At 61.7% G+C, this 25,300-nt stretch carries 23 protein-coding genes (1 of these 23 running past the window's edge); 19 read left to right on the top strand and 4 right to left on the bottom strand.

The window, feature by feature from the left end:
* A protein-coding gene (locus LOY69_RS00590; protein ID WP_077933165.1) for an acyl-CoA dehydrogenase crosses the window boundary here: on the bottom strand, positions 1-1,135 show its 5' portion. 47 nt of this gene lie to the left of the window's left edge; 1,135 of the gene's 1,182 nt are visible here — the first part of the coding sequence; its start codon is at positions 1,133-1,135; its stop codon lies off the left edge, out of view.
* A 158-nt stretch (positions 1,136-1,293) separates the two neighbouring features.
* Between LOY69_RS00590 and LOY69_RS00585 the strand changes: the two genes are divergently transcribed.
* From LOY69_RS00585 to LOY69_RS00540, 10 genes are all read left to right on the top strand, one after another.
* Positions 1,294-2,193, top strand: coding sequence for a LysR family transcriptional regulator (locus LOY69_RS00585; RefSeq protein WP_253084173.1), 900 nt, complete (start codon positions 1,294-1,296; stop codon positions 2,191-2,193).
* 451 nt (positions 2,194-2,644) lie between these two features.
* Positions 2,645-3,766 (top strand): Re/Si-specific NAD(P)(+) transhydrogenase subunit alpha, encoded by a 1,122-nt coding sequence (locus LOY69_RS00580; RefSeq protein ID WP_102862522.1) that lies wholly within the window; start codon positions 2,645-2,647, stop codon positions 3,764-3,766.
* 15 nt (positions 3,767-3,781) lie between these two features.
* The gene (locus tag LOY69_RS00575) at positions 3,782-4,105 is read left to right on the top strand and encodes an NAD(P) transhydrogenase subunit alpha (protein WP_005783507.1); all 324 of its coding nucleotides are present in this window, start codon (positions 3,782-3,784) and stop codon (positions 4,103-4,105) included.
* The gene (locus LOY69_RS00570; protein ID WP_016963710.1) at positions 4,105-5,541 is read left to right on the top strand and encodes an NAD(P)(+) transhydrogenase (Re/Si-specific) subunit beta; all 1,437 of its coding nucleotides are present in this window, start codon (positions 4,105-4,107) and stop codon (positions 5,539-5,541) included. Before LOY69_RS00575 ends, LOY69_RS00570 begins: the two co-directional genes overlap by 1 nt.
* Positions 5,542-5,720: 179 nt before the next feature.
* The gene (locus LOY69_RS00565; RefSeq protein ID WP_102881465.1) at positions 5,721-7,214 is read left to right on the top strand and encodes an acetyl-CoA hydrolase/transferase family protein; all 1,494 of its coding nucleotides are present in this window, start codon (positions 5,721-5,723) and stop codon (positions 7,212-7,214) included.
* A gap of 319 nt (positions 7,215-7,533) precedes the next feature.
* Entirely contained in the window at positions 7,534-7,749 is a 216-nt protein-coding gene (locus LOY69_RS00560) for a DUF1127 domain-containing protein (protein WP_011058498.1), read from the top strand.
* A gap of 473 nt (positions 7,750-8,222) precedes the next feature.
* Positions 8,223-8,540 (top strand): DUF2388 domain-containing protein, encoded by a 318-nt coding sequence (locus tag LOY69_RS00555; RefSeq protein ID WP_102881464.1) that lies wholly within the window; start codon positions 8,223-8,225, stop codon positions 8,538-8,540.
* 115 nt (positions 8,541-8,655) lie between these two features.
* Complete coding sequence (locus LOY69_RS00550) at positions 8,656-8,949, top strand: DUF2388 domain-containing protein (protein WP_413787152.1); 294 nt, start codon at positions 8,656-8,658, stop codon at positions 8,947-8,949.
* Positions 8,950-8,976: 27 nt separating this feature from the next.
* Positions 8,977-9,297, top strand: coding sequence for a DUF2388 domain-containing protein (locus LOY69_RS00545; protein ID WP_102862518.1), 321 nt, complete (start codon positions 8,977-8,979; stop codon positions 9,295-9,297).
* Positions 9,294-11,255 carry a DUF4105 domain-containing protein gene (locus tag LOY69_RS00540; protein ID WP_265073991.1) on the top strand — a complete coding sequence of 654 codons (1,962 nt, stop codon included), beginning with the start codon at positions 9,294-9,296 and terminating at the stop codon, positions 11,253-11,255. The genes LOY69_RS00545 and LOY69_RS00540 overlap by 4 nt, the downstream gene beginning before the upstream one ends.
* 23 nt (positions 11,256-11,278) lie before the next feature.
* Here the strand turns inward: LOY69_RS00540 and LOY69_RS00535 are convergent, their stop codons facing one another.
* Positions 11,279-11,680 (bottom strand): GFA family protein, encoded by a 402-nt coding sequence (locus LOY69_RS00535; protein WP_265073990.1) that lies wholly within the window; start codon positions 11,678-11,680, stop codon positions 11,279-11,281.
* A 319-nt stretch (positions 11,681-11,999) separates the two neighbouring features.
* Here LOY69_RS00535 and LOY69_RS00530 point away from each other — a divergent pair, with 319 nt between their 5' ends.
* From LOY69_RS00530 to LOY69_RS00490, 9 genes are all read left to right on the top strand, one after another.
* Complete coding sequence (locus LOY69_RS00530; protein WP_102881461.1) at positions 12,000-13,307, top strand: CitMHS family transporter; 1,308 nt, start codon at positions 12,000-12,002, stop codon at positions 13,305-13,307.
* A 67-nt stretch (positions 13,308-13,374) separates the two neighbouring features.
* Positions 13,375-14,142, top strand: a complete 768-nt coding sequence (locus LOY69_RS00525; protein ID WP_102862514.1) for a TerC family protein — start codon at positions 13,375-13,377, stop codon at positions 14,140-14,142.
* Between the two features lie 216 nt (positions 14,143-14,358).
* Complete coding sequence (locus LOY69_RS00520; protein WP_102881460.1) at positions 14,359-16,017, top strand: Na/Pi cotransporter family protein; 1,659 nt, start codon at positions 14,359-14,361, stop codon at positions 16,015-16,017.
* Positions 16,018-16,073: 56 nt separating this feature from the next.
* The gene (locus LOY69_RS00515) at positions 16,074-17,459 is read left to right on the top strand and encodes a M16 family metallopeptidase (protein WP_265073989.1); all 1,386 of its coding nucleotides are present in this window, start codon (positions 16,074-16,076) and stop codon (positions 17,457-17,459) included.
* Positions 17,460-17,553: 94 nt separating this feature from the next.
* Positions 17,554-18,597, top strand: a complete 1,044-nt coding sequence (locus LOY69_RS00510) for a DUF5924 family protein (protein WP_102881458.1) — start codon at positions 17,554-17,556, stop codon at positions 18,595-18,597.
* Positions 18,598-18,651: 54 nt separating this feature from the next.
* Entirely contained in the window at positions 18,652-19,800 is a 1,149-nt protein-coding gene (locus tag LOY69_RS00505; RefSeq protein WP_102881457.1) for an ABC transporter permease, read from the top strand.
* Positions 19,797-20,600, top strand: coding sequence for an ABC transporter ATP-binding protein (locus LOY69_RS00500; protein ID WP_102881456.1), 804 nt, complete (start codon positions 19,797-19,799; stop codon positions 20,598-20,600). Before LOY69_RS00505 ends, LOY69_RS00500 begins: the two co-directional genes overlap by 4 nt.
* A gap of 1 nt (position 20,601) precedes the next feature.
* Positions 20,602-21,540 (top strand): MlaD family protein, encoded by a 939-nt coding sequence (locus LOY69_RS00495; RefSeq protein WP_102862508.1) that lies wholly within the window; start codon positions 20,602-20,604, stop codon positions 21,538-21,540.
* Entirely contained in the window at positions 21,537-22,166 is a 630-nt protein-coding gene (locus tag LOY69_RS00490; RefSeq protein ID WP_110652538.1) for an ABC-type transport auxiliary lipoprotein family protein, read from the top strand. The genes LOY69_RS00495 and LOY69_RS00490 overlap by 4 nt, the downstream gene beginning before the upstream one ends.
* Positions 22,167-22,230: 64 nt before the next feature.
* Here the strand turns inward: LOY69_RS00490 and LOY69_RS00485 are convergent, their stop codons facing one another.
* A complete protein-coding gene (locus LOY69_RS00485; RefSeq protein WP_102862506.1) occupies positions 22,231-23,460 on the bottom strand; it encodes a nucleoside recognition domain-containing protein in 1,230 nt (409 codons plus the stop codon).
* 176 nt (positions 23,461-23,636) lie between these two features.
* Positions 23,637-24,968, bottom strand: a complete 1,332-nt coding sequence (gene gltP / locus LOY69_RS00480) for a glutamate/aspartate:proton symporter GltP (protein ID WP_253129114.1) — start codon at positions 24,966-24,968, stop codon at positions 23,637-23,639.
* Positions 24,969-25,300: the final 332 nt, after the last annotated feature.

The raw sequence follows: 25,300 nt of genomic DNA, 5'->3' as shown, positions 1-25,300 counted from the left end.
CATGCACGTCGTGAGTGCCTTCGTAGGTATTGACCACCTCCAGGTTCACCAGGTGACGGGCGATACCAAACTCATCGGAGATACCGTTGCCACCCAACATGTCACGAGCCATCCGCGCGATATCCAGAGACTTGCCGCAGGAGTTGCGCTTCATGATCGAGGTGATTTCCACCGCCGCGGTCCCTTCATCCTTCATCCGCCCCAGACGCAGGCAGCCCTGAAGGGCGAGAGTAATTTCGGTCTGCATGTCTGCCAGCTTTTTCTGGATCAACTGAGTCGCAGCCAGAGGACGGCCAAACTGCTGACGATCCAGGGTGTATTGACGCGCGGTGTGCCAGCAGAACTCCGCCGCGCCAAGCGCGCCCCAGGAGATGCCGTAGCGTGCAGAGTTCAAGCAAGTGAAAGGACCTTTCAGACCACGCACATCCGGGAAGATGTTCTCTTCCGGGACAAAAACGTTATCCATGACAATCTCGCCAGTGATCGACGCCCGCAGGCCCACCTTGCCATGAATGGCTGGAGCGCTCAGACCTTTCCAGCCTTTCTCCAGAACGAAGCCACGGATATCACCAGCGTCATCCTTGGCCCAGACCACAAACACATCCGCGATCGGACTGTTGGTGATCCACATCTTGCTGCCGGTCAAGCTGTAGCCACCTTCGACCTTGCGAGCACGAGTAATCATCGCGCCCGGATCGGAACCATGGTTCGGCTCGGTCAGACCAAAGCAGCCAATCCATTCGCCAGACGCCAATTTCGGCAGGTACTTCTGCTTTTGCGCTTCGGTGCCGAACTCGTTGATCGGCACCATCACCAGGGACGACTGCACACTCATCATGGAGCGGTAACCCGAGTCCACGCGCTCCACTTCACGAGCGATCAGGCCATAGCACACATAGTTCAAGCCACTGCCGCCGTACTGCTCGGGAATGGTCGCGCCCAGGAGGCCGACTTCACCCATTTCACGGAAGATGGCCGGGTCGGTCTTCTCATGGCGGAAAGCTTCCAGAACCCGTGGTGCCAGCTTGTCCTGAGCGAACTGCTCGGCACTGTCGCGGACCATGCGCTCCTCTTCAGTCAGTTGCTGGTCCAGCAGAAGGGGATCGATCCAGTTGAAGCTTGCTTTGCCGCCCATGAGTGAATCCTCGTGAAGTAGGTCAACTATCGTGGGCTGATCCTAGGCCCAGCAGGAGCCTCCCGGCAAACGAGGATTTTGCATACTGTTGTGCTAATTTCTCACTTCGTGACGGCAAAAAGTGCCATCTACAGCCACCATTAGTGAGATAGCCGTACATGCGCAGAAAGATCCCCAGTACCGCCGCCCTGATCAGCTTCGAGGCCGCCGCCCGTCACGAGAGCTTTACCAAGGCGGCACAGGAGCTTTCCCTGACCCAGGGCGCCGTCTGCCGACAGATCGCCAGCCTGGAGGAGTTCCTCGGCGTAGAACTCTTCCGACGCTCGCGACGGGGGGTCAAACTGACTGAAGCCGGCCTTTCCTACAGTCGACGGGTCGCAACTCAACTGGATGCCGTAGAGCGCGACACCCTTTCCGTGATGGGTCAGCAAGGCGCCAATGTCATCGAACTGGCAGTGGTACCGACCTTCGGCACTCAATGGCTGCTACCACGCCTCAAGGACTTCCAACAGCAACACCCCGAAGTCACCGTCAACCTGACCAACCGCACACGCCCCTTCCTGTTCGCCGATACCCCCTTCGACGCAGCCATCTACTTCGGTGACGCCGACTGGTCCGGTACTCAGTCCCATCGCCTGATGGGCGAGCATCCAGTGCCGGTGTGCAGCCCGGCCATACTGGGCAACCACCAGCAACTGAGTGCCGAAGCCATTGCCGAACTGCCCCTGTTGCAGCAGACCACACGTCCCTACGCCTGGCGACAGTGGTTCAACTCACAACAAATGAGCATCCCCCGCGACATGACAGGGCCACGCTACGAGCTATTCTCCATGCTCGCCCAGGCAGCCATGCATGACATGGGCATCGCCCTGATTCCAGCCTTTCTCATTCAGCGCGAACTGGCGGAAAAACGCCTGGTGATTGCCAACCCTCAAGCACTCACGAGCATCAAGGCGTACTACCTGATGATTCCTGAGCGCAAGGTTGAATCAGCCTCTTTACGGGCATTTCGCGACTGGCTAGTAAACCAGGCGAACAGCTACAACCTTGGAAAATAAAGGCTACACACCAATAGCTGACCCCGTAGTCAACTAATTCAAAGCCCTACAGATATAACTATTTGTCGCATTTAGACAGACTGTACCGACACCTTGGACAATCGTTCTACAAGCGCCTAACCACGCGGCTTGTAGGGTTTATTTAGAGGCGATGTAAGACTATTCACGCCACCGATGAGAAAAATCTTAATTTCATGTCTAAAGCCTTGAAAGGCGCGGCTTACAAGGGCTTAAGTCTGTACGTTGCGACATTCGGTCACGGGGTGACTTGTAGTTAATTTTCCGTCACTAGTCAGAATCCCTTGAAGGCCTCAAAGTTCGCCTGCAAAATGCCGCGCCCCGCTGTGATTTCAGCGGGATCGTGCTGATCGGCCGCCCCAGCCGCACCCTCCTCAGTGCGCTGGCCTTCTAAGAAAGATCGAAAGCAATAAGATCAAGCAGGAGATTTGACGTGCACATTGGTGTTCCTCTCGAAACCCAGACGGGTGAAACACGGGTTGCTGCAACCCCGGAAACCATCAAGAAGCTGATCGGCCAGGGTCATAAAGTCACTGTGCAAAGCGGCGCCGGCATTAACGCCAGCGTGGTCGACAGTGCCTATGAAGCGGCAGGGGCAACCATTGGCAACGCCAACGATGCCTTTGGCGCCGAACTGATCCTCAAGGTAGTGGCCCCCAGCGACAGCGAGCTGGCTCTGATCAAGAGCGGCACCGTGTTGGTGGGCATGCTCAATCCGTTCAGCAATGAAACCATCGCCAAGCTGGCCGAACGTGGCATTACTGCCTTCGCCCTCGAGGCGGCACCACGCACTTCCCGGGCCCAGAGCCTGGACGTGTTGTCGTCCCAGGCCAACATTGCCGGCTACAAGGCTGTGCTGCTGGCCGCCCACTACTATCCGCGCTTCATGCCAATGCTGATGACCGCCGCTGGCACCGTCAAAGCAGCCCGCGTGCTGATCCTCGGCGCCGGTGTGGCAGGGCTGCAGGCCATCGCCACGGCCAAGCGCCTGGGTGCGGTGATCGAGGCCTCGGACGTGCGCCCAGCTGTGAAGGAGCAGATCGAGTCCCTGGGGGCCAAGTTCGTCGACGTGCCTTACGAGACCGACGAAGAGCGCGAGTGCGCTGTAGGTGTCGGTGGCTACGCCCGTCCCATGCCGGCCAGCTGGATGCAGCGCCAGGCCCAGGCGGTCCACGAGCGTGCAAAGCAGTCCGATATCGTCATCACCACCGCGCTGATCCCAGGCCGCAAGGCACCGACGCTGCTGAGCGCCGAGACCGTCGCCCAGATGAAACCCGGCTCGGTGGTCATCGACCTGGCAGCAGCACAGGGCGGCAACTGCCCGCTGACCGTAGCGGATCAGGTCGTGGTCGAAAACGGTGTAACCATCGTCGGCCCGACCAACCTGGCCGGCGCGGTAGCTGCAGATGCCTCGGCGCTGTACGCCCGCAACCTGCTGGACTTCCTGAAGCTTGTCTTCACTAAAGAAGGGCAGTTCGAAGTCAACCTCGAAGACGACATCGTCGCCGCGTGCCTGATGTGCCGCGACGGCCAAGTCATCCGCAAAAACGCCTAAGCAGGGATTCAGACGATGGAAGAGCTTATCTCCCCCGGTATCTACAACCTGATCATCTTCGTGCTGGCGATCTATGTCGGTTATCACGTGGTCTGGAACGTCACACCCGCACTGCATACGCCGCTGATGGCGGTGACCAACGCCATTTCCGCCATCGTCATCGTCGGCGCCATGCTGGCTGCAGCCCTGACCGTGACCCCGCTGGGCAAGACCATGGGCACCCTGGCCGTTGCCTTGGCCGCGGTCAACGTGTTCGGTGGCTTCCTGGTGACCCGCCGCATGCTGGAAATGTTTAAGAAGAAAGCGCCCAAAGCCGTGAAAGAAGAGGTGCAGAAGTAATGAGTATGAACCTGGTAACAACCCTCTATCTAATTGCCTCGGTGTGCTTTATCCAGGCGCTCAAGGGACTTTCGCACCCGACCACGTCCCGACGCGGCAACCTGTTCGGCATGCTGGGCATGGCCCTGGCGGTACTGACCACCATTGGCCTCATCTATAAGCTCGGCGCAGAACTAGCCACCGCCGGCATCGGCTACGTCATCGTGGGCCTGCTGATCGGCGGCACCGCCGGTTCGATCATGGCCAAGCGCGTAGAAATGACCAAGATGCCGGAGCTGGTGGCCTTCATGCACAGCATGATCGGCCTGGCCGCGGTGTTCATCGCCATTGCCGCCGTGGTCGAACCGCAGTCTCTGGGCATCGTCAAACACCTGGGCGATGCGATCCCCGCTGGTAACCGTCTGGAACTGTTCCTCGGCGCGGCCATCGGTGCCATCACCTTCTCCGGCTCGGTGATCGCCTTCGGCAAGCTGTCGGGCAAGTACAAGTTCCGCCTGTTCCAGGGCGCACCGGTACAGTTCGCCGGCCAGCACAAACTCAACCTGGTGTTGGGCCTGGCCACCCTCGGCCTGGGCGTGACCTTCATGGCCACCGGCAACCTCGGCGCCTTTGCCCTCATGCTGGCCCTGGCCTTCGTCATGGGTGTGCTGATCATCATCCCGATCGGCGGCGCCGACATGCCGGTGGTGGTGTCGATGCTCAACAGCTATTCGGGCTGGGCAGCGGCAGGGATCGGTTTCTCCCTGAACAACTCGATGCTGATCATCGCCGGCTCCCTGGTGGGCTCCAGCGGCGCGATCCTTTCGTACATCATGTGCAAGGCGATGAACCGTTCGTTCTTCAACGTGCTGCTGGGCGGTTTCGGCAACAGCGCCGATGCGGGCGGCCCGGCCGGTGCACAGGAAGCCCGTCCGGTGAAATCCGGCTCGGCTGACGATGCGACCTTCCTGCTGACCAACGCGGACACCGTGATCATCGTTCCCGGCTACGGCCTGGCGGTAGCGCGGGCCCAGCACGCGCTGAAAGAGCTGACCGAGAAGCTGACCCACCGCGGCGTAACCGTGAAGTACGCGATCCACCCGGTAGCGGGGCGCATGCCCGGCCACATGAACGTATTGCTGGCCGAAGCCGAAGTGCCTTACGACCAGGTGTTCGAGATGGAAGACATCAACTCCGAGTTCGGTCAGGCCGACGTGGTGCTGGTCCTAGGTGCCAACGACGTGGTCAACCCGGCGGCGAAGAACGATCCGAAATCGCCGATCGCCGGCATGCCGATCCTCGAGGCTTTCAAGGCCAAGACCATCATCGTCAACAAGCGCTCCATGGCCAGTGGTTATGCCGGCCTGGACAACGAACTGTTTTACCTGGACAAGACCATGATGGTCTTCGGCGACGCCAAGAAAGTCATCGAAGACATGGTCAAAGCCGTCGAGTAAAGCTGCTGTAGCGCAATAACCCAAACCTCAGCCTTTAGTAGGCTGGGGTTTTTTATTTACACCATAAAGCCGACAGAAGGCTCTAGATCAGGGCCTTTCATTCGACCTTTGTCGCGGGGCGTTTTTTTTTGAAATCACTAGACTGCGCTTCTTGCTTCCGTTGCCCGAGATAACAATCCATGTACCGTGATCGTATCCGCTTGCCTTCGTTGTTGGATAAGGTGATGAGCGCCGCCGACGCTGCCGCCCTGATTGAGGACGGCATGACCGTCGGCATGAGCGGCTTCACCCGCGCCGGTGAAGCCAAGGCCGTGCCCCATGCCCTGGCCGAACGGGCCAAGGTGACCCCGCTGAAAATCAGCCTGATGACCGGTGCCAGCCTGGGCAACGACCTGGACAAGCAACTCACCGAAGCCGGCGTCCTGGCCCGGCGCATGCCGTTCCAGGTGGACAGCACCCTGCGCAAGGCGATCAACGCCGGCGAAGTGATGTTCATCGACCAGCACTTATCGGAAACCGTCGAGCAACTGCGCAACCAGCAGCTCAAGCTGCCGGACATTGCAGTGATCGAGGCTGTCGCCATCACTGAGCAGGGCCATATCGTGCCGACCACTTCGGTGGGCAACTCCGCCAGCTTCGCGATCTTCGCCAAGCAGGTGATCGTCGAGATCAACCTGGCGCACAACCCGAACCTGGAAGGCCTGCACGACATCTATATCCCGACTTATCGTCCAACCCGCACCCCAATCCCACTGGTGAAGGTCGACGATCGCATCGGCAGCACCGCGATTCCGATCCCAGCGGAAAAGATCGTCGCCATCGTCATCACCAACCAGTCCGACTCGCCGTCTACCGTGTCCACCCCGGACAGCGAAACACAAGGCATCGCCAATCACCTGATCGACTTCCTCAAGCAGGAAGTGGATGCCGGACGCATGAGCAACAAGCTCGGCCCGCTGCAGGCGGGCATCGGCAACATCGCCAACGCGGTGATGTGCGGCCTGATCGAGTCGCCATTCGAGAACCTGACCATGTACTCCGAGGTGCTGCAGGACTCGACCTTCGACCTGATCGACGCCGGCAAGCTCAGCTTCGCCTCGGGCAGCTCCATCACCCTGTCGAGCCGGCGCAACGCCGACGTGTTCGGCAACCTGGAACGCTACAAGGACAAGCTGGTGCTGCGCCCCCAGGAGATCTCCAACCACCCGGAAGTGGTGCGCCGCCTGGGCATCATCGGCATCAACACCGCCCTGGAGTTCGACATCTACGGCAACGTCAACTCCACCCACATCTGCGGCACGCGGATGATGAACGGCATCGGCGGCTCCGGCGACTTCGCCCGCAACGCGCACCTTGCGATCTTCGTCACCAAGTCGATTGCCAAGGGCGGGGCGATTTCCAGCGTGGTGCCCATGGTCAGCCACGTGGACCACACCGAGCATGACGTCGACATCCTGGTGACCGAGATCGGCCTGGCAGACTTGCGTGGCCTGGCGCCACGTGAGCGGGCCCGGGTGATCATCGACAACTGTGTGCATCCGTCCTACCGCGACGCGCTGAATGACTACTTCACCAAGGCCTGCGCCCTGGGTGGTCACACACCACACATACTGCGTGATGCCCTGAGCTGGCACATCAATCTGGAAGAAACCGGGAAAATGCTCGCCGAGTGATTGATACAGTTGGCAGCTGACGCAAACACAGTTTCGTCAGCTCGCCAGCCGCCCATCATAGGCCGACAAAAACTGTACTGCTGTACCGGTCTTTCCCTCGCCTAAAACCGTTAACTTCCAATCAAAAACCGCCTAAACGCACCAAAAAGGTGCTGACAGGTACAGTTGCGCCATTTACGAACAGTACAGCCTCTATAAACAGTTAACTGGTCCTTCACAATACAGGTGAACTGTATCTACAGAGTCTTGCGCGGGAAGAGGATCATGGGCACCAGTTAAATCACTACCTGATCCCGCCACAAGCGGAAGGATGTCAACCATGGAACGTACACTCAGTTCCGAACTGTTCTTCGAAGACAAAGCTGAAAAAACCCAGGCTTCCCTGCCTCTGCGCGTTATCGCCAACCTGATGCTGTGGCAGCGCCGCATCTCCAGCCGCCATCAACTGGCTCGCCTGGATTCGCGTCTGCTGGCCGATGCCGGGATCAGCGAAGCACAACGCTACGAAGAGCTGAGCAAGCCGTTCTGGCGCTAACTCAGCGTCGCTGGCTCTGACCCTCCGGGTCCACCGCCAGCACCCCGAATTGCACACACAAAACCCGTCGCGGGAAACTGCGACGGGTTTTGTCGTTGTGGGCCGATGACAAACGTTCAGAGGTGAAGGACAGTCTGTACCAGCCAATGACAGGTACAGTTTAATAAAAACAAAATATAATAGGTACAGTTCAAATCCCAGCCTATCTGTCTCTTCGCCGAGAAACCCAATAGCTTGATGCTGCAAGCCAATCGTTCGACGTCTCGACGAGGACTGCGTCATGAATTCATTGTTGGCAGCCCCCAGCCCTGACACAGATCTGTGCGAATAGAAAAGCTCAGCCTAATATCTGAAGTGACGTAGCGATTTTCTTCCGAGTTGCGTCAGTTTCATCGGACACAGCACCTCGCAGTGGCTGCCCGGCGTCTCACTCAGCGCCCTTTAATTGTCTGTTTCATTCACAGGAGTTACCCATGTCCCGTCTTCGACTGCTCAGCGCTGCCGCACTGCTGTCCCTGGCCGCCAATGCCCACGCCACTAGCCTGATCGTGACCACTGACGCCATTGTCGGCGCCCTCAAGGCCACGACCGATGCGACCTCCGACGTCACCTCCTCCCTGCGCGACAACAAGATTGTCCGCGCTGCCCGGGATGACGCCGCCAGCTTCGTCGCCACCGACGGCGCAATTCGCGGGGTAAAACTGGAAAGTGCCTTCGCCCACATCCGCCAACAAGCCCCTCAGTTGCAGGCCACTGACACACAACTGGCTCAAGCAATCCTGGCGATCTGACCTGCCATTTCAGGTGCGTATACGCACCTGAAGCCCTCTGCGCTGGCCCTGCCCGGGCCATTGCGCTAGCCTTGGCGCTGGTTTTCAGCTGTCGAGACTCTTGGGTTTGTTCCGAATTTCGCTTTTCGCTCCACTATTGATCACTGTCTGTTGGGCCTCCTCGGTGCAGGCATTTGACCTGACGACCCAGAGCTCGGTCATCACGGCTTACGCTACAAGCCAGGTGACCTCGGCGCCCTTCGACCATAAACTGCTGGTCGCCGCCCAGGATGACGCCGCCGCCTTCATTGCGACCGACGGCCAACTGCGTGGGGCACGCCTGGAGTCCGCACTGAAATATCTGCGGCAACACCAGGCAAAACTTCATGCCAGCGACCTTGAACTGGCGCAGGCAATTCTCGTCCAATAGCCATCCCTGTTATTCCGGAGTCGTTCCATGCGTAGCCCGCTGATTGCCGCCACCCTTGGCCTGCTGTTGTTGGCCGACGTGGCCCAGGCACAAACCCTGGTGGCCACCAGTAATATCATCGTCCGCGCCTCTGGCCGCACGATCGATTTCACCTCGGACACCACCACTTCGATCCGAGACTCCAAAGTCGTGCGCGAAGCCCATGACGATGCCGCCAGCTTTGTCGCCAGCAATGGCGATATCCGTGGCGCACAACTGGAAGCTGCCTTCACTGCACTGCGCACCCAATTGCCGGAAGCCCGTAACGCCAGCGATCAGGTCCTCGCCGAAGCTATCCTCGCTCTGTGAAGCCAGTTTTCACCTGGCTGCTGGCCGGGACCCTGGGGCTGCTCTGTGGCACCGCCCAAGCCGACCTGCAATTACGCCTCAAGACCGATGGTTTGAGCCCGGCGCAACAACGCGCCAGCCAGGCGCTGCTGGATGAAGCGATGCAGGCACTGCCGCCGCGCTTCATCCAGCAACTGGATCGCACCATTGATGTCGGCTGGACCGACCAGATGCCCGACAATGCCTATGGCGCGGCATCCCTGGTTGCGGAACTGGACCTCAATCGTGCCCTGTTGCCCAGCCTGGCCGATGGCTCGGCTGCGACCCAGAAGACCAGTCGCCCCCACGGCACCGTGCGCCGGGAACTGCTCGCCACCGTACTTCATGAACTGACCCATATTTATGATCGTGCGCGTTTATGGCCCAGCGCCGAACGCAGCCTGATCCAGCGCTGCACCCGCAAGACCGGTACTTCCGGCCTGATCGGCCTGCCGGATGAGTGCCGGGGCCAGAACGATCGCCGCTTTACCCTCAGCGACGACCCGCGGCTGCTGGACCTGGCCGGCTGGCCGCAATATGTCGGTCGCCGCGGCGAGCGGGAACAGCACAACCGGCAGGTTGCCCGCAGTCCGGACCTCTACGAGATCACCAACCCGAAAGAGTTCGTAGCGGTGAACATGGAGTACTTCCTCCTCGATCCGAGCTACGCCTGCCGCCGCCCGGCGCTGTATCGCTACTACCAGGAACATTTCGCCTGGGCCCCTGCAGCCAAGGACAATTGTGCCCAGTCCTTTGCCTTCCTCAACGCCGGCAACGACTTCGCCAAGACGCCCCTGGGCAAGGTCGACCCGGAACGGGTCTACGCGGTGGACTACCTGCTGGCCGAGGCCAACCAGAACTGGGTCAGCCGCTGGGGCCACAGCATGCTGCGCCTGGTGATCTGTGCCCCAGGCCGGCCCCGTGGCCCGGATTGCCGCCTGGACTTGGACCAACACCTGGTGCTGTCCTACCGCGCCTTTGTCGGCGACGTACAGTTGTCCAGCTGGGATGGCCTGGTGGGCAAATATCCTTCGCGGCTGTTCGTCCTGCCGCTGTCGCAGGTCATCGATGAATACACCAAGACCGAACTGCGCAGCCTGGCATCCGTGCCCCTGAAGCTGTCACGCAGCGAGATCGAGGAAGTGGTGGAGCACGCCGCCGAGATGCACTGGAGCTATGACGGCAACTATTACTTCCTGTCCAACAACTGCGCAGTGGAGAGCCTCAAGCTGCTGCGCAGCGGCAGCAACAACAAACAACTGATCGGCCTCGACAGCATCATGCCCAACGGCTTGCTGGAAGTGCTCAAGGGCAGGGGACTGGCGGACACCAGCGTACTCGACGATCCCCGGGAAGCGCTGCGCCTGGGCTATCGCTTCGACTCCTTCCGCGACCGCTACCAGGCCATGTTCGAAGTGATCAAAAAGCACCTGCCGATCAAACAGGCCAGCGTCGAAGACTGGCTGTCACTGAGCGCTGCGCAACGCCGCGAGTGGTTCGACCGGGCCGACCTGCGAACCAGCGCGGCCTTGCTGCTCCTGGAGCAGGCCAGCTATCGCCGGCAACTGTTGCTGGCCCAGGACGAGGTCAAGCAGCGCTACCTGGGCGCCCGGGAACTGAAGAATGGCGGCATGGAAAAAGCCAACAAGACCTTGCAGGAAATTCTCGCCAACAGCGGCTTCCTCAGCCGACCGGCGGAACTGCTGGGCAGCAGCGGCTATGGCTTGCCCCAGCCCGGCGAATGGCAGCGCCTGGAGTCCGAAAGCAGTGAGCGGCAGAAACAGCTGCAATCGCTGACCGGCGAACTGGACAAGGAAGTGCGGGCGTTGCTCGAACCAGCCCGGGCCGCCGAGATCGCCGCCAACGAGGCCAATCTGAAGCAGGTGGGCGAGCACCTGCGGGCTCTGCACAAGGCAGCGGGTGGGTTGGAGCTGCCTTGAAAGCTTCGCCGGCAAGCCGGTTCCTACAGTGTTTCCTCGGGTTCTTCCGGCAGTTGCTCATCCAGGTGCAGCCAGGGAAGCCGGCTTTCGGTCCAGATATGCCGGTCCGCAGGCGCCCGTTCCGGGTGATCCAGAGTGGCGATGGTGACATCGATGCTGTCCGGGCTCAGGTGGGTAACCAGTGCCAAGTGAGCACCGCAGTCAGCGCAGAAATAGCGCGCACAACTTGCAGATGAGTCGTAGCGCGCGGGAACGCCTTCCAGCCACTTGAAAGCCCGGGCGGGCAAAGTGATCCAGGTGGTCACCAGACCGCCACTGACCCGGCGGCAGATCGAGCAATGACAGTGGGCGATATCCCGCAGTGGCCCGCTGAACTGGTAGCGCAGCCGCCCGCAGTGGCAGCCGCCGGTGTGCAACTCACTCATGTGCATTCCTCTTTCGGGCCCATGCCCGTCACTTTATGCCGCTGGTCGCCTGCCGCAACATCCACCGTTTCCTTTCAATGCCGAAAGCTGGCTGAAAGCTTCCCCGATTAGGATCGCCTCCACTACCGGCAAAAGACCGGTTGGCCACAGCGGGCGTTTCTGGCGCTCCCGGCCCTATTAACAACAACAATGGTGATTCTGATGTCCGCTCGTACCCGCCTGTTCGCTTCGACTCCCCCCGTACGCCTCGTGCTTGCCGTTCTGCGCTGATCCCACCCGGTTCGCCATTCCCTAGCCGCGCTACGCCTGGAGTATTCCCATGCTGACTTTCCTTGGCTTTGCCATGGTCATCACGTTCATGTTCCTGATCATGACCAAGCGCCTGTCCGCGCTGATCGCCCTGATCATCGTGCCGATCCTGTTCGCCCTGTTCGGCGGTTTCGCACCGAAGATCGGTCCCATGATGCTCGAAGGCATCACCAAGCTGGCGCCCACCGGCGTGATGCTGATGTTCGCCATTCTGTATTTCGCCCTGATGATCGACTCCGGCCTGTTCGACCCGGCGGTGCGCAAGATCCTCAAGCTGGTCAAGGGCGACCCGCTGAAGGTCTCGGTCGGCACCGCCGTGCTGGCCCTGGTGGTGTCCCTGGACGGTGACGGCGCCACCACCTACATGATCTGCGTGGCCGCCATGCTGCCGTTGTACAGCCGCATTGGCATGAGCCCGCGGATCATGGCCGGCCTGATCATCCTCGCCGGCGGGGTGATGAACATGACCCCCTGGGGCGGCCCGACCGCCCGCGCCGCCAGCGCTTTGCACGTGGACCCGTCGGACATTTTCGTGCCGATGATCCCAGCGATGCTGGCCGGTGTGGTGGCGATCCTGGCGATCGCCTATCTGTACGGCAAACGTGAACGGGCACGCCTGGGCGAACTGCACCTGGCGGGCGATGAGATCGATCACAGTGAAATCAGCGTCTCGCAGTACCCCGACGCCCGTCGTCCGAAGCTGATCTGGTTCAACGGTGCCCTGACCTTCGCCCTGATGTGCGCGCTGATCGCCGGGCTGCTGCCGTTGCCCGTGCTGTTCATGGTGGCCTTCAGTATTGCCATGATCGTCAACTACCCCTGCCTGCAGCAGCAGAAGGACCGGGTCGCGGCCCACGCCGGCAGCGTGCTGGCAGTGGTCGGGCTGATCTTCGCTGCCGGTATCTTCACCGGCATCCTGTCCGGTACCGGCATGGTCGACGCCATGTCCAAGAGCCTGCTGGCAGTGATCCCTGAAGCCCTGGGGCCCTATCTCGCGGTGATCACCGCGCTGGTGAGCATGCCGTTCACCTTCTTCATGTCCAACGACGCCTTCTACTACGGCGTATTGCCAGTGCTGGCAGAAGCCGCCAGTCATTACGGCATCACGGCGGTGGAAATGGCCCGGGCGTCGATCGTCGGCCAACCGGTGCACTTGCTCAGCCCGCTGGTACCCTCGACCTATCTGTTGGTGGCCCTGGCTGGCATCGAGTTCGGCGATCACCAGCGCTTCACCCTCAAGTGGGCAGTTCTGGTCTGTCTGTGCATAATGTTCGCCGCTCTGCTGATGGGGATTTTTCCGCTGTTCAGCACGCTATAAAAGCAATGATTCTTCGCTCGGGCCGGCTTCCCGGCCCGGGCCATAACAACCGCTCAAAGGAATACACATGGAATGGCTGACCAACCCGGAAATCTGGGTTGCCTTCTTTACCTTGACCGCCCTGGAAATCGTCCTGGGCATCGACAACATCATCATGATTTCGATCCTGGTCAGCCGCATGCCCAAGCACATGCAGGCGCGCACCCGGATCTTCGGCCTGGCCCTGGCCATGGTCACGCGGATTCTGTTGCTGCTGTCGATCACCTGGGTCATGCGCCTTACGGCCGATCTGTTCGTGGTCTTCGGCCAAGGCATTTCCGGGCGGGACCTGATCCTGTTCTTCGGCGGCCTGTTCCTGCTGTGGAAAAGCTCCCAGGAGATGTACCACGCACTGGAAGGTGAAGACGAAACCCTGGATGAACCCAAAGGCAAGGGCGGCAACTTCATCTACACCATCATCCAGATCGCCATCATCGACATCGTCTTCTCCCTGGACTCGGTCATCACCGCAGTGGGCATGGTGTCCCATGTGCCGGTCATGGTGGCGGCGATCATTGTCGCGGTCCTGGTGATGATGCTGGCGGCCGGCGCCATCAGCGAATTCATCGACAAGCACCCGTCGCTGAAGATGCTCGCGCTGTCGTTCCTGCTGGTGGTCGGTACCGTACTGATCGCCGAGGCCTTCGAAGTGCACGTACCAAAAGGCTACGTCTACTTCGCCATGGCCTTCTCCCTGGCGGTGGAAGCCATCAACATCAAGATGCGCACCGCCATCGCGAAGAAGAAAAAACAGCAGGACCCGGTGAAACTGCGCAAGGACATTCCTGGTCAATAAACCGCCAACGCGCTACACAAAAAGGGGCTTACGAGCCCCTTTTTCACTGCTGCAGGCAGCTGTTTTCATGACAGTTTTGTTTCAATCACCGGTTTAGCTATGCGATGCTGGCGTCCTGTGCGTTAGCCAACTACAGCTTAAATACATAACGTAGAACCTCGCGCAACAACGTCCATTGGCCCCACTTGGGGCTCTTCACCCCAGGGGGGCCCTCTCATGCTGACCCTGCTCAATCTGCTTTCCGCCGTGGCCCTGCTGATCTGGGGCACGCACATCGTCCGTACCGGCATCCTGCGGGTCTACGGCTCCAACCTGCGCCACGTAATCGGTCAGAACATGGCCAGGCGACCGCTGGCCTTCGTCGCCGGCATCCTGGTAACCGCCATGGTCCAGAGCAGCAACGCCACGGCGATGCTAGTGACCTCCTTTGTCGGCCAGGGCCTGATGACCCTGACCCCGGCGCTGGCCACCATGCTGGGGGCCGATGTCGGTACCGCATTGATGGCTCGGGTGCTGACTTTCGACCTGTCCTGGCTGTCACCGTTGCTGATCTTCCTCGGGGTGATTTTCTTTCTGTCGCGCAAACAGACTCGCGCCGGCCAGCTGGGCCGGGTCGGCATCGGCCTGGGCCTGATCATTCTGGCCCTGCAACTGATCGTCGAAGCCGCAGCGCCGATTACCCACGCCCAAGGGGTCAAGGTGCTGTTCGCCTCACTCACCGGCGACATCCTCCTGGATGCGCTGATGGGCGCGGTGTTCGCCATGGTGTCCTACTCCAGCCTGGCGGCGGTGCTGCTGACCGCCACCCTGGCCGGGGCCGGAGTGATCGGCCTGCCGGTGGCCATCGGCCTGGTGATCGGCGCCAACATCGGCAGCGGGGTGCTGGCCTTCCTCAGCACCAGCATGCAGAACACCGCCGGACGCCAGGTGGCCCTGGGCAGCCTGCTGTACAAGCTGATCGGCCTGCTGCTGATCATTCCGGTGCTCGACCCGCTGGCCCACTGGATGGATAGCCTGGACTTCAGCCCCCAGGAAGTGGTGATCGGCTTCCACCTGTTGTACAACACCGTCCGCTGCCTGTTGCTGCTGCCCACTGTCGGCCCCATGGCCCGATTCTGTGCCTGGCTGATGCCCGAGCGCCCCCAGGACAACGGCCGTGCACGACCACGGCACCTCGATCCCACTGCCCTGGCCACCCCGAGCCTGGCCCTGGCCAACGCCGCCCGGGAAACCCTGCGCATCGGCGACCTGATCGACAATATGCTGGAAGCCATGCGCGATGTGCTGCGTGGCAAGCAGACCGCCATTACCCAGGAAATGCGCGCCCTGAGCGAGGATGTCGAAGCGCTGTACAGCGCCATCAAGCTGTACCTGGCGCAAATGCCCCGGGAAGACCTCAGCGAGCAGGACAGCCGGCGCTGGGCGGAGATCATCGAACTGGCGATCAACCTCAAGCTGGCCAGCGACCTGATTGAACGCATGCTGCGCAAGGTCCAGCAGCAGAAGACGTCGCAACGCCGCTCCTTCTCCGAAGTGGGTCTGGAAGAGCTGACCGGACTGCACGCGCAACTGATCGCCAACCTGCGCCTGGGACTCTCGGTATTTCTCAGCGCCGACCCGGAAAGCGCACGTCAATTGCTGCGGGAGAAACGCCGCTTCCGCGCCCAGGAACGGCGCCTGGCCCACGCCCACGTCAGCCGGCTGCAGCGCAAGATCGTCCAGAGCATCGAGACCAGCTCCCTGCACCTGGAACTGATCGCCGACATGAAGCGTCTCAACTCGCTGTTCTGCAGCAGCGCCTACGTGGTCCTGGAAACCTCGGACACCGGGGCGCTGGAAATCGAGAACATGGCTGACATCACCCATTCACCCTGAACGTCCAGAGTGATCTGAAGTCTCTAAAACTTACGCACGCCGTAAGGAAGCTTGTTATGCGTTGTCTGTTATTCGCCTGCCTGTTGCTGGGCAGTGCACAAGGATGGGCCCTGGATCGTTTCCAGGTCGAAGGCTACACCCTGCCCAACGGCCTGCAACTGCTGCTCAAGCCCGGCAGCGAACGCGGTCATGTGGCGATTCGCCTGGTGGTGGGCGTCGGCCTGGACGATTTCCCCTGTGCCGACAAGGAACTGCCACACCTGCTTGAACACTTGCTGTTCAGCGGCATCGACGCCAGCGGCGAGGGCGGCCTGGAAGAGCGCATGCAAGCCCTGGGCGGCGAATGGAACGCCTATACCAGCAATGCCGACACCACCTTCGTCATCGAAGCCCCAGCGAAAAACCAGCGCAAGGTCCTCGATCTGCTGCTGGCATTGCTCACCCGCACCCACCTTGGCGACAACGCCGTGGCCGCCGCCAAACAGGTGGTGGAGCGCGAAGACGGCGGCCATTACTCGCACCTGCAACGCTGGCTCGACCGCCAGGACCTGGGCCACAAGGCCGGCAACCAGCTGGCGGTGGAACTGGGGCTCAAATGCGCCGAGCGCGCCGAAGTCGGGCACCTGACCCTGGCCCAGCTGGAGCAAGTGCGCAAAGACTGGTACGCCCCCAACAACATGACCCTGATCGTCGTCGGCGAACTGGATCGCCTGCTGCCGGCTTATCTGGAACGCACCTACGGCGCCCTCGAGCCGGTAGAGCCCAGCGAGCACCGCGAGCTGCCACAGATCCAGGGCACGGCCGCCGCCGAGCGCAACTTGATCCATGGCTGGGTAGGGCAGAGCGCACAATTGCACTGGCTGTTTCCCGAACCCCTGCTGGAGCAGCAGCACGACGAGACCTTCGACCTGCTCAAGGAGTATCTGGACTGGGCGTTATACCGTCAGTTGCGCCTGGAACATGAGCTGTCCTACGGCCCCTGGAGCGACCGTGAAGTGTTTGGCGGCGTCGGTTTTCTCAGCCTCAATGCCGACCTCGAACGCGATGACCTGCCCCAGGCCCGACAGGTGGTCGAGCAGCTCAAGGCGAAACTGCTCAAGGACGGTCTGGACCCTGCGACTTTCGAGCGCCTGAAGCAGGCCGCCATCGATCGCCAGGCTTGGGCAGTACAGGGCAACAGCGCCTTGGCGGATTACTACTGGAGTGCCCTCGGCGACTTCGACAACGGCCGCTTCAGCGACCCGGCCAAGCGCCTGCGGGCGGTGAGCCTGAAGCAGGCCAACCTGGCGCTGAAGCAATTGCTGCAACAGCCGGGCTATGTGCGAATCGAAAAACCCCTGTTGGGGGACGAGCAACTGCTCTGGCTGACCGGCGGCCTGCTGGCCCTGATCGTCTTCGGCAGCCTGGGCGGCTACCTGCTGTACCGCCGGCGCACCCTCTAGCCGGTGTGGCGAGGGAGCCTGCTCCCTCGCCACAGGCCGCGGCCAACAGGTATCCTGTCACGGTTTTTTCCTGCCAAGACTGTGACCCCGCCCGATGCCTAACCTGACCCACTATATTCAGCGCATTCTGGAACTGATGAAGCGCTACCCGGGGGTCATTGCGCTCGGCGGTTTCATCTCCGGAGTCGGCAGCTTCATCCTGGTGGACCGGCAACAGAGCCTGGCCTCGTGGATCGCCGTGATCCTGTTGGTGAGCTGGGTCTGGCTGATGCTGGAAAACAGCCTGACCCAACTGTTCACCAAGGTCTTCAAGCGCGAGATCCCACAACCGTTGCTGCGCTACGCGACACAAATGATCCACCAGGAAAGCCTGTTCTTCGTCCTGCCGTTCTTCTTCATCACCACCAGCTGGAACAGCGGCCAACTGGTATTCACCGGGCTGCTGGGGGCAGCGGCGCTGATTTCCATCACCGACCCGCTGTACTACAAGTGGCTGGCGCCGCGGCGCTGGCTGTTCCTCGCCTTGCACACCCTGACCCTGTTCGCCGCCTTGCTCACGGCCCTGCCGCTGATCCTGCACCTGACCACGGCCCAGAGCTTCAAGCTGGCCCTGGGCATCGCCATGCTCCTGTCCTTCCCGAGCCTGGCGTCGATCCTGCCGATCCGCAGCGTGCGCAGCGCACTGGCGGTGCTGTGTATCACCCTGGCCATTGGCAGCACCGGCTGGCTGCTGCGCTCCTGGGTGCCGCCGGCCACCCTGTGGCTGACCGAGGACGCCATCAGCACCCAACTCCAGGACCGCACGCCCGGGGACAGCCTGGAACAGGTGAGTGCCAGCCAGGTACGCAGCAGCGGTTTGTACGCCTACACCGCGATCAACGCCCCCCGGGGCCTGGACGAGCGCATCTATCACGTCTGGAAGTTCAACGGCAGCGAAGTGGATCGCATCGCCCTGGATATTCACGGCGGACGCAAGGAGGGCTACCGCGCCTGGTCCCACAAGCAGAATTTCCCCGGCAACCCAGCGGGAAAATGGCAAGTGCGGGTGATCACCGAGGACGGACAGGTGATTGGTGTGCTGCGCTTCGAGATCACCGACCCAGATCAAGATCCAGCCAAGAGCGGCGAGGCAAAGTAACGGGGATCGTGCTATTACGTAGCACTGCGCAATCGCCACACAAGCTCGGAGCTTATGAATACCCGCATGACGCCCGGCACCGCTCAACTGGATAACGCCCACACTCCGGCGCAACTGCGCATCGGCGGAGACTGGACGCTGGCCCACTACAGCGACCTCAAGCGCCTCTGCCAGAGCCTCAACGGCCACTACGACAGCAGCACCCACGTCGACCTCAACGGCCTGGGAGCCCTGGACACCGCGGGTGCCTCGCTGCTGGTAGAACTCCTGGGGACCGAACGCCTGGGGCAATCCGCCGAACACCCCGATTGCACCCTGTCCACCGCCGACCGCGCATTGCTGCATACGGTCTACAGCTCGCTCAACGATTTTTGTGTACCGGTCAAGGAACCGGAGATTGCCGTCAGCGTGCAACTGCTCTCACGCATTGGCAGTGCGGTCTACACCGTCTGGCAGGACACCCTGAAGGTCCTGGGCTTTATCGGCCTGATCCTCGAAACCCTGGCCCGGGGCCTGCTGCACCCCAAGCGCTGGCGCATCACCCCGGTGGTGGCGCATATCGAGCAGACCGGCCTCGATGCCGCGCCCATCGTCGCCCTGCTGACCTTCCTGGTGGGGGCGGTGGTGGCCTTTCTCGGGGCCACGGTGCTGGCCAACTTCGGCGCCAGCATCTTTACCGTCGACCTGGTGGCGTTTTCCTTCCTGCGGGAATTTGGCGTGCTGCTCACCGCGATCCTCATGGCCGGGCGCACCGCCAGCGCCTTCACCGCGCAGATCGGCTCGATGAAGGCCAACGAAGAGATCGACGCGATCCGCACCCTGGGCCTGGACCCGATGGAGTTGCTGGTGCTGCCCAGGGTGCTGGCCCTGCTGGTGGCGCTGCCGATGCTGACCTTCCTGGCGATGCTCTCGGGGATCATTGGCGGCGCCGTGGTCTGTGCCCTGTCCCTGGATATTTCCCCGGCGATGTTCCTTTCGCTGCTGCACTCGGACATCGGCGTTAAGCACTTTCTGCTGGGCCTGGTCAAAGCGCCGATCTTCGCTTTCCTGATCGCCGCCATCGGCTGCCTGGAGGGCTTCAAGGTCAGCGGCAGTGCCGAATCAGTGGGCGCCCACACTACGTCCAGCGTGGTGCAGTCGATCTTCGTGGTGATCGTCATCGACGCCGTGGCCGCGCTGTTCTTCATGGAGATGGGCTGGTGAGCCGCCCGACGCGCCCGCCCGCCGAGGCGGTGATCGAGGTCCGTGGCCTGTGCAACCGCTTCGGCAAGCAGAGCGTGCACGAAAATCTCGACCTGGACGTGTACAAGGGCGAGATCCTTGGCGTGGTCGGCGGCTCAGGTAGCGGCAAGTCGGTGCTGCTGCGCAGCATCGTCGGCCTGCGCCAACCCAGCGAAGGCTCGGTGCGGGTCTTCGGCCAGGACCTGCCCAGCCTGCCGGAGCAGCAACGTTCCCTGATCGAGCGGCGCTTTGGCGTGCTGTTCCAGAAGGGCGCGCTGTTCACCTCGCTGACAGTGACCGAGAACGTCGCCCTGCCACTGATCGAGCATGCGGGCCTGTCCCGCAGCGACGCCGAACACCTGGCGGCGGTGAAACTGGCCCTGGCCGGGTTGCCCCTGTCGGCCGCCGACAAATACCCGTCCTCGCTCTCCGGCGGCATGATCAAGCGCGCAGCCCTGGCCCGTGCCCTGGCCCTGGACCCGGACATCCTGTTTCTCGACGAACCCACCGCCGGCCTCGACCCGGTGGGGGCGGCAGCCTTTGACCAACTGATCCTGACCCTGCGCGATGCCCTGGGCCTGAGCGTGTTCCTGGTCACCCACGACCTGGACACCCTCTACACCATCACCGACCGGGTGGCGGTGCTGGCGCAGAAAAAGGTACTGGTGGCGGACGCCATCGACATCGTCGCCGAAACCCCGGACGAATGGATTCACCAATACTTCCATGGCCCACGCGGCCGCGCGGCCTACCAGGCCGCTACACAGACCAACGAGGGATGACATGGAAACCCGAGCCCATCATGTACTGATCGGCCTGTTCACCGTGATCGTGGTGGCCGGCGCCCTGCTGTTCGGCCTGTGGCTGGCCAAGTCCAGCGTCGACAGCGCCTTCCAGGACTATCAGATTGTCTTCAATGAGGCGGTCAGCGGCCTGTCCAAGGGTAGCGCCGTGCAATACAGCGGCATCAAGGTCGGCGATGTGGTCAACCTGCGCCTGGACCCCAAGGACCCGCGCCGGGTACTGGCGCAGATCCGCCTGGGCAGTGAAACCCCGATCAAGGAGGACACCCAGGCCAAGCTGGCCCTGACCGGCATCACCGGCACCTCGATCATCCAGCTCAGCGGCGGTACACCGCAAAGCCCGCCCCTCAAGGGCAAGGACGGCCACCTGCCGACCATCATTGCCTCGCCATCGCCCATTGCCCGCCTGCTGAACAACAGCAATGACCTGATGACCGGGGTCAACCTGCTGCTGCACAACGCCAACAGCATGTTTTCTCCGGACAACGTGGAGCGGGTCAGCAACACCCTGGACAACCTGCAGAAAACCTCGGCCAGCATCGCCGGACAACGTGACGACCTGCGCCAGTTGATGCAGCAACTGGGCTCTATCAGCAAGCAGACCAGCGCCATGCTGGAACAGACCACCGCGCTGATGCGCAATGCCAACGGCCTGCTCAACGACCAGGGCAAGCAGATGTTCGGCAGCGCCGAGCACGCCATGCGCAACCTGGAGCAGAGCAGCGCCACCCTGAACAAACTGCTGAGCGACAACCAGGACTCGCTGAACAATGGCATGCAAGGCCTCAACGGCCTGGCGCCGGCGGTGCGCGAGCTGCGCGAGACCCTGAGCTCGCTGCGGGCCATCACCCGCCGCCTCGAAGCCAACCCCGGCGGTTACTTGCTGGGTAACGAGAAGAACAAGGAGTTCACGCCATGAAGCCTGCCTGTCACCTGCTGGCCCGACTGGCCCTGGGGTGCACCCTGGCCCTGAGCGCTGCCTGCTCGATCCTGCCCAAGGGCGAACCACTGGATATCTACCGGCTGCCGGTAGGGCAAAACGCGACCCCTGCCACGGGCAAGGCACTGTCGTGGTCGCTGCAGTTGCTCAAGCCGCAGGCTGGCGATGCGCTGAACAGCGCACGCATCGCGGTGATTCCCCAGGGCAACCTGATCAGCAGCTACAAGGCTTCGCGCTGGAGCGACCCGGCACCGATCCTGCTGCGCAACCGCCTGCTGGACGGCTTCCAGCGCGATGGCCGGGTGCAGTTGTTGAGCACCGACGACAGCAACCTGCAGACCGACCTGGCCCTGGGCGGCGACCTGCAAGCCTTTCAGACCGAGTACCAGGGCAACGCCGTCCAGGTGGTGATCCGCCTGGATGCGCGGCTGATTCGAGGTTACGACCAGAAGATCCTCGCCAGCCGGCGCTTTGAAGTGCGCCAACCCCTGAGCGAACCCCAAGTGCCGGCGGTGGTGACAGGGTTTGGCCAGGCCAGCGACGCGCTTACCCGGCAGGTAGTGGATTGGGCGGTGGGGCAGGGCAACCTGGCGCTGAAACAATGAACGGCCCTTTCGCCGGCAAGCCGGCTCCTACAACCTCCGTAGGAGCCGGCTTGCCGGCGAAGGCTTATCCAAAGAACCAGTAGCAAACCGCAATCGCCGCCACCACGCCGGCGAACTCCGCCAGCAAGGCACAGCCCACGGCGTGCCGCACCCGCTGGATGCCCACCGCGCCGAAATACACCGCCAGCACATAGAAGGTGGTTTCGGTGCTGCCCTGAATGGTCGCTGCCACCAGTGCAGGGAAACTGTCCACACCCTGGGTCTTCATGGTCTCAATGAGCATCGCCCGGGCGGCACTGCCGGAGAACGGCTTGACCATGGCGGTGGGCAGAGCGTCGACAAAGCGCGTATCCCAGCCGGCCCAGGCCACCAGATGACGAATCCCGTCGAGGCCGAAATCCAGGGCCCCGGACGCCCGCAATACGCCGATCGCGCACAGCATGGCCACCAGGTACGGCAAGAGGTTCTTGGCGACGTCAAAACCCTCCTTGGCCCCTTCGACAAAGGCCTCGTAGACCTTGACCTTGCGCAGCGCACCGATCACCAGGAACAGCATGATCAGGCCGAACAGGGTGAGGTTGCCGAGGATCGACGACAGGGATGCCAGGGCCGTGGCCGACAGAGTCGCCAGCAGCGCCATGAAGGCGCCCAGAGCCAGGGCCCCGGGAATCAGGTAGGCCAGCACCACCGGGTCCCAGAGACGCAGGCGCTGCATTACCGCCACCGACAGCAGGCCGACCAGGGTCGAAGCGCTGGTGGCCAGGAGGATCGGCAGGAACACCAGGGTCGGGTCCGCCGCACCTTGCTGGGCGCGGTACATGAAGATGGTCACCGGCAGCAGGGTCAGGGACGAAGCGTTGAGCACCAGGAACAGGATCTGCGCGTTGCTGGCGGTGGTGGCGCTGGGGTTGAGTTCCTGCAGGGCGCGCATGGCCTTGAGGCCGATCGGCGTGGCGGCGTTATCAAGGCCCAGGCCGTTGGCGGCGAAGTTCAGGGTGATCAGCCCCAGGGCCGGGTGCCCAGGCGGCACTTCCGGCATCAGGCGCTTGAACAGCGGGCCCAGGATCTTGGCCAGCCAATCGACGATGCCGGCCTTCTCGGCGATCCGCAGAAAGCCCAGCCACAGGGTCAGGGTGCCGAACAGCAGCACCATCACCTCCACCGACAGCTTGGCCATCGCGAAAATGCTTTCCACCATGGCGGCAAAGATCCCGGCGTTGCCGCCCACCAGCCACTGCGCCAGGGCGGACACGGTCGCTACGATAAAGAAGCCAAGCCACAGGCCATTGAGCATCGGTCATATCCCTCGGAAGATGCGGCGAATGATAGCGGGGCCCACAGAAACGACAAACCCCGGATTACCCGGGGTTCGTTCATTGCAGGAGCCGGCTTGCCGGCGAAGGCGCGTCTGAGCCGTGTAGAGGACTTGAGAACCTCTTCGCTGGCAAGCCAGCTCCTACGCAGTGGCGCTTAGCCTTTGGAAGCTTCGCCGGCTGGCAGCGGCTCTTTGCTGCGCCAGTGCGGCAGGGAATTCCAGTAGCGCTGGCCCTTGGCATCGTCGTACATGCCTTCCCAACGGGCGATGACCAGGACTGCCAGGGCGTTGCCGATGACGTTCAAGGCGGTGCGCGCCATGTCCATCACACGGTCGACACCGGCGATGAAGGCCAGGCCTTCCAGCGGAATGCCCACGCTGCCCAGGGTGGCCAGCAGCACCACGAAGGACACGCCCGGAACTCCGGCAATGCCTTTGGAAGTGACCATCAGGGTCAGCACCAACAGCAATTGCTGGCTGATGGACAGGTCGATGCCGTACAGCTGGGCAATGAAGATCGCCGCGATGGACTGGTACAGGGTCGAGCCGTCCAGGTTGAAGGAGTAGCCGGTGGGCACCACGAAGCTGCAGATGGCTTTCGGCGCGCCGTAGGCTTCCATCTTCTCGATCACCCGCGGCAGCACGGTTTCCGAGCTGGCGGTGGAGTAGGCCAGCACCAGTTCATCCTTGAAGATGCGCATCAGCTTGAGCACCGAGAAGCCGAACAGGCGGGCGATCAGGCCGAGGATCACGAAGGCGAAGAAGGCGATGGCCACGTACACCAGGATCACCAGCTTGGCCAACGGCAGCAGGGAGGCAAAACCGAAGTTGGCGACGGTCACCGAGATCAGGGCAAACACACCAATCGGCGCGTAGTTCATGATCATGTGGGTGACTTTGAACATGCTTTCCGAGACGCCCTGGAACATCTTCACCAGCGGCTCGCGCAGATCGGACTGCAGGCTCGACAAGCCCAGACCGAACAGCACCGAGAAGAAGATGATCGGCAGCATCTCGCCACGGGCCATGGCCGCGAAGATGTTCGATGGAATCAGGTTGAGAATGGTCTCGATGAACGCATGTTCATGCTGCACTTCGGCGGCGGTGGCCTGGTACTTGGAAATGTCCACGGTACCCAGGGTGCTCATGTCGATGCCCGCGCCCGGATGGAACAGGTTGGCCAGCAGCAGACCCACGACGATGGCGATGGTGGTGACGATTTCGAAGTAGATGATGGTCTTCAGACCGATGCGGCCAAGTTTCTTGGCGTCGCCGACACCGGCAATGCCGACGATCAGCGAGGAGATGACGATCGGGATCACGATCATCTTGATCAAGCGGATAAAGATATCGCCTGCAGGTTGCAGAACGTTGCTGACCCACCAGGCCTTTTCAGCACTGAAATGATTGAGCAGCGCGCCAATTGCAATCCCCAGGACCAGACCGATGAGGATCTGCCAGGCGAGGCTTAATTTTGCCTTCTTCATATCATTACCCTTACTTCAGTTGGACTCGGGCTGATGCGCGAACTGGAACGCTCAATGGCGGAAAAGTTTGTGCATCGGCCCCCGTATAAGGTCATCCCGAACGAGCATTTACGGCTCTCTGCGGGCGAAAAAAGGCGCAACTATTCCGATGCTAGGGGGGCGCGTCTAATGCCGTAAACGCCTACCCTATGCCGAATCGGCATGAGTTTTTACAAACTAAACGAGCGTCCCAACCGGTTCGAATACGACATTTCGGCAGGCAGAAATACCGTGAAACGGCCATTTCAGGCGGCGTGCAGGCTTGTCGGAAGGGTCAGGAAAAGGTCTGAAAA

It is taken from the genome of Pseudomonas sp. B21-059 (genome assembly GCF_026016285.1).
In the GTDB taxonomy this organism is placed as follows: Bacteria; Pseudomonadota; Gammaproteobacteria; order Pseudomonadales; family Pseudomonadaceae; genus Aquipseudomonas; species Aquipseudomonas danubii.
The sequence above is the reverse complement of the archived record's forward strand: the minus strand, read 5'-3'. Positions and strand labels throughout refer to the sequence as shown.

Coding starts and splice junctions, on each gene's coding strand:
- LOY69_RS00585 (WP_253084173.1), top strand. CDS start 1,294: ATGCGCAGAAAGATCCCCAGTACCGCCGCCCTGATCAGCTTCGAGGCC.
- LOY69_RS00575 (WP_005783507.1), top strand. CDS start 3,782: ATGGAAGAGCTTATCTCCCCCGGTATCTACAACCTGATCATCTTCGTG.
- LOY69_RS00570 (WP_016963710.1), top strand. CDS start 4,105: ATGAGTATGAACCTGGTAACAACCCTCTATCTAATTGCCTCGGTGTGC.
- LOY69_RS00565 (WP_102881465.1), top strand. CDS start 5,721: ATGTACCGTGATCGTATCCGCTTGCCTTCGTTGTTGGATAAGGTGATG.
- LOY69_RS00560 (WP_011058498.1), top strand. CDS start 7,534: ATGGAACGTACACTCAGTTCCGAACTGTTCTTCGAAGACAAAGCTGAA.
- LOY69_RS00555 (WP_102881464.1), top strand. CDS start 8,223: ATGTCCCGTCTTCGACTGCTCAGCGCTGCCGCACTGCTGTCCCTGGCC.
- LOY69_RS00545 (WP_102862518.1), top strand. CDS start 8,977: ATGCGTAGCCCGCTGATTGCCGCCACCCTTGGCCTGCTGTTGTTGGCC.
- LOY69_RS00535 (WP_265073990.1), bottom strand. CDS start 11,680: ATGAGTGAGTTGCACACCGGCGGCTGCCACTGCGGGCGGCTGCGCTAC.
- LOY69_RS00530 (WP_102881461.1), top strand. CDS start 12,000: ATGCTGACTTTCCTTGGCTTTGCCATGGTCATCACGTTCATGTTCCTG.
- LOY69_RS00525 (WP_102862514.1), top strand. CDS start 13,375: ATGGAATGGCTGACCAACCCGGAAATCTGGGTTGCCTTCTTTACCTTG.
- LOY69_RS00520 (WP_102881460.1), top strand. CDS start 14,359: ATGCTGACCCTGCTCAATCTGCTTTCCGCCGTGGCCCTGCTGATCTGG.
- LOY69_RS00515 (WP_265073989.1), top strand. CDS start 16,074: ATGCGTTGTCTGTTATTCGCCTGCCTGTTGCTGGGCAGTGCACAAGGA.
- LOY69_RS00510 (WP_102881458.1), top strand. CDS start 17,554: ATGCCTAACCTGACCCACTATATTCAGCGCATTCTGGAACTGATGAAG.
- LOY69_RS00505 (WP_102881457.1), top strand. CDS start 18,652: ATGAATACCCGCATGACGCCCGGCACCGCTCAACTGGATAACGCCCAC.
- LOY69_RS00495 (WP_102862508.1), top strand. CDS start 20,602: ATGGAAACCCGAGCCCATCATGTACTGATCGGCCTGTTCACCGTGATC.
- LOY69_RS00490 (WP_110652538.1), top strand. CDS start 21,537: ATGAAGCCTGCCTGTCACCTGCTGGCCCGACTGGCCCTGGGGTGCACC.
- LOY69_RS00485 (WP_102862506.1), bottom strand. CDS start 23,460: ATGCTCAATGGCCTGTGGCTTGGCTTCTTTATCGTAGCGACCGTGTCC.
- gltP (WP_253129114.1), bottom strand. CDS start 24,968: ATGAAGAAGGCAAAATTAAGCCTCGCCTGGCAGATCCTCATCGGTCTG.